This window comes from Candidatus Erwinia dacicola (assembly GCF_001756855.1).
Lineage (GTDB): Bacteria > Pseudomonadota > Gammaproteobacteria > Enterobacterales > Enterobacteriaceae > Erwinia > Erwinia dacicola.
The window spans coordinates 1-3,195 of the sequence record NZ_MAYS01000211.1 but is presented as its reverse complement, the minus strand read 5'-3'; the positions used below and the strand labels follow the sequence as shown (position 1 = coordinate 3,195).

The 3,195-nt window shown below is 52.0% G+C and carries 2 protein-coding genes; both read left to right on the top strand.

Annotated elements, in window-relative coordinates; genetic code table 11:
• Positions 1 to 394: 394 nt before the first annotated feature.
• A protein-coding gene (prfB, locus tag BBW68_RS06495; RefSeq protein WP_102135766.1) for a peptide chain release factor 2 occupies positions 395 to 1,493 on the top strand; the annotation gives its coding sequence in 2 pieces (ribosomal slippage) (positions 395 to 469 and positions 471 to 1,493; 1,098 coding nt in all).
• Between the two features lie 9 nt (positions 1,494 to 1,502).
• On the top strand, positions 1,503 to 3,023 hold the full coding sequence (gene lysS / locus BBW68_RS06490; RefSeq protein ID WP_070134497.1) for a lysine--tRNA ligase: 1,521 nt from the start codon (positions 1,503 to 1,505) through the stop codon (positions 3,021 to 3,023).
• The last annotated feature ends 172 nt before the right edge of the window (positions 3,024 to 3,195 follow it).

Genomic DNA, 3,195 nt, shown 5'->3' with positions numbered 1-3,195 from the left:
CATTTTATTTGGGGCATCCCCTAGGCGAGATGCGTCTGGTAAGCAGAGTCTTTGAAAGATAAGACCTTTCAATAACACGAAAGGCTAACTCATCAATATCTTTGCAACAGTGCCCTTTCTAGTACCTTCCACTGTGGAGGTACGCAAAATCAGCGCGGTATCTAGCTCCAGCGTCAGGTGAGCAGGGTGGCGGCGAAAGTAAATGCCAGCAGGGCATCAGTAACGGACATGTTCAGGTCTCCATTCTGGTCAAAAGAGCGGGTCAGGCATGCCTGACCCCTACCGCACAGAACTCACAAGGTGAGTTCTGTGCTACACACCGGGCGCTATTTCAGTTAAACTCCCTAGCTAAATTCTCTTATTCTCGTCCGATCACCTAAAAAGATCTTAAAACATGTTTGGAATTAATCCGGTAAAGAACCGTATTCAGGATCTCACAGAGCGTAGCGCCGTTCTTAGGGGGTATCTTTGACTATGATGCCAAGAAAGAACGCCTGCAGGAAGTAAACGCTGAACTTGAGCAGCCTGATGTCTGGAATGAACCTGACCGCGCCCAGGCGCTGGGTAAAGAGCGCTCCGCATTAGAAGCCGTCGTTGAAACGCTCGACCAGATGGAACAGGGGCTGGAAGATGTCACTGGCCTGCTTGAACTGCTCGTTGAAGCCGAAGACGAAGAGACCTTCAATGAAGCAGTGGCTGAACTCGGCATTCTGGAAAAGAAATTCGGTGAATTAGAGTTCCGCCGCATGTTCTCTGGCGAGTACGACAGCGCTGACTGCTACATGGATATTCAGGCGGGTTCCGGCGGCACCGAAGCACAGGACTGGGCCAGCATGCTACTGCGTATGTACCTGCGCTGGGCGGAAGCCAAAGGCTACAAAACTGAAATTATTGAGGAGTCTGACGGTGAAGTGGCCGGAACCAAATCCGCCACCATTAAAATCATCGGCGACTACGCGTTCGGCTGGTTGCGTACTGAAACCGGCGTCCATCGCTTGGTACGTAAAAGCCCGTTCGACTCCGGTCGCCGCCGCCACACCTCGTTCAGTTCGGTATTTATCTATCCGGAATTGGATGACAACATCGATATCGATATTAACCCGGCCGATCTGCGCATTGACGTTTATCGCGCTTCGGGTGCCGGTGGTCAGCACGTCAATAAAACCGAATCGGCGGTGCGTATTACCCACTTGCCGACCAACATTGTGGTGCAGTGCCAGAACGACCGTTCTCAGCATAAGAACAAAGATCAGGCATTCAAACAGCTACGTGCGAAGCTGTTTGAATATGAAATGCAGAAGAAAAATGCGGATAAGCAGGCGGCGGAAGACAACAAATCTGACATCGGCTGGAGCAGCCAGATCCGCTCTTACGTGCTGGATGATTCCCGCATCAAGGATCTGCGTACCAACGTAGAAACGCGCAATACTCAGGCAGTTCTGGACGGCGATCTGGATCATTTTATCGAAGCAAGTTTGAAAGCAGGGTTATAAGGAACTCACATGTCTGAACAACCACCACAGGCTGCTGATGCCGTACTTGAGCTTAATAACGAACTGAAATCACGTCGCGAAAAGCTGGCCGCACTGCGTGAAACTGGCGTGGCGTTCCCGAACGACTTCCACCGCGACAGCACCTCTGACGTTCTGGCGGCGAAATACGCCGATAAAGAGAATGAAGAGCTGGAGCTAATCGGTGAAGAGTTCAGCGTTGCCGGTCGTATGATGACCCGCCGCATTATGGGTAAAGCCTCTTTCGTCACCTTGCAGGACGTGGGCGGGATTATCCAGTTATACGTTTCCCGTGACGATCTGCCAGAAGGCAAATACAACGAGCAGTTCAAGAAATGGGACCTCGGCGATATTCTCGGCGCGCGCGGCAAGTTGTTTAAGACCAAAACCGGTGAGCTGACCCTGCACTGTAGCGAACTGCGCCTGCTGACTAAAGCCCTGCGCCCACTGCCGGATAAGTTCCACGGTCTGGCCGATCAGGAGACCCGCTACCGCCAGCGTTACCTAGATCTAATCTCAAACGACGACTCGCGTAAGACCTTCAAAATCCGCTCACAGATCATTGCCAGCATCCGTAACTTCATGGTTGGCCGTGAGTTTATGGAAGTGGAAACCCCGATGATGCAGGTGATCCCTGGTGGTGCCTCTGCGCGTCCGTTTATCACCTATCACAACGCGCTGGACATCGATATGTACCTGCGTATTGCGCCAGAGCTGTACCTGAAGCGTCTGGTGGTCGGTGGCTTTGATCGCGTGTTCGAAATTAACCGCAACTTCCGTAACGAAGGTATCTCGCCGCGCCATAACCCAGAGTTCACCATGATGGAACTCTATATGGCGTATGCGGATTACAAAGTTCTGATCGAGCTGACCGAAAGCCTATTCCGCACGCTGGCGCAGGACGTGCTAGGCACCACCGTGGTGCCTTACGGTGACCAAGAGTTCGACTTCGGTAAGCCGTTCGATAAGCTGACAATGAAAGAAGCGATTCTGAAATATCGCCTAGAAACCAACCTAGCCGATCTTGACGATTTCGATAAGTCCGTGGCTATCGCCCAGTCTATCGGTATAAAAGTTGAGAAGAGCTGGGGTCTGGGCCGCGTGGTCACTAAGATCTTCGAAGAGACTGCAGAAGCGCACCTGATCCAACCAACCTTCATTACTGAATACCCGGCAGAAGTTTCGCCGCTGGCGCGTCGTAACGATCAGAACCCGGAAATCACCGACCGCTTCGAGTTCTTTATCTGCGGCCGCGAAATCGGCAACGGCTTCTCTGAGCTGAACGATGCGGAAGATCAGGCCGATCGTTTCCTGCAGCAGGTTAACGCCAAAGATGCCGGCGATGACGAAGCGATGTTCTACGACGAAGACTACGTTACCGCGCTGGAGCACGGTCTGCCGCCAACCGCCGGCCTCGGTATCGGTATTGACCGTATGGTGATGCTGTTCACCGACAGCCACACCATCCGCGATGTAATCCTGTTCCCGGCACTGCGCCCGACCAACAAGTAAGTCCTGTTTTTCTGATAAACGGTCCACAATGCGGGCCGTTTTTTTTGCTTCCATCAGCAAAATAGCCAATAGTGACGGTTCAAAAAAGGGTCTTCCGCAACTCGGGTGAAGAAATACTGATGAAACTTTCTCCTTAACAAGGATCTAAGCTATTTTAAGTTATGGACAACGT

What these genes read in the sequence shown, in the direction of transcription:
- lysS (WP_070134497.1), top strand. Translation starts at nt 1,503, where the DNA reads ATGTCTGAACAACCACCACAGGCTGCTGATGCCGTACTTGAGCTTAAT.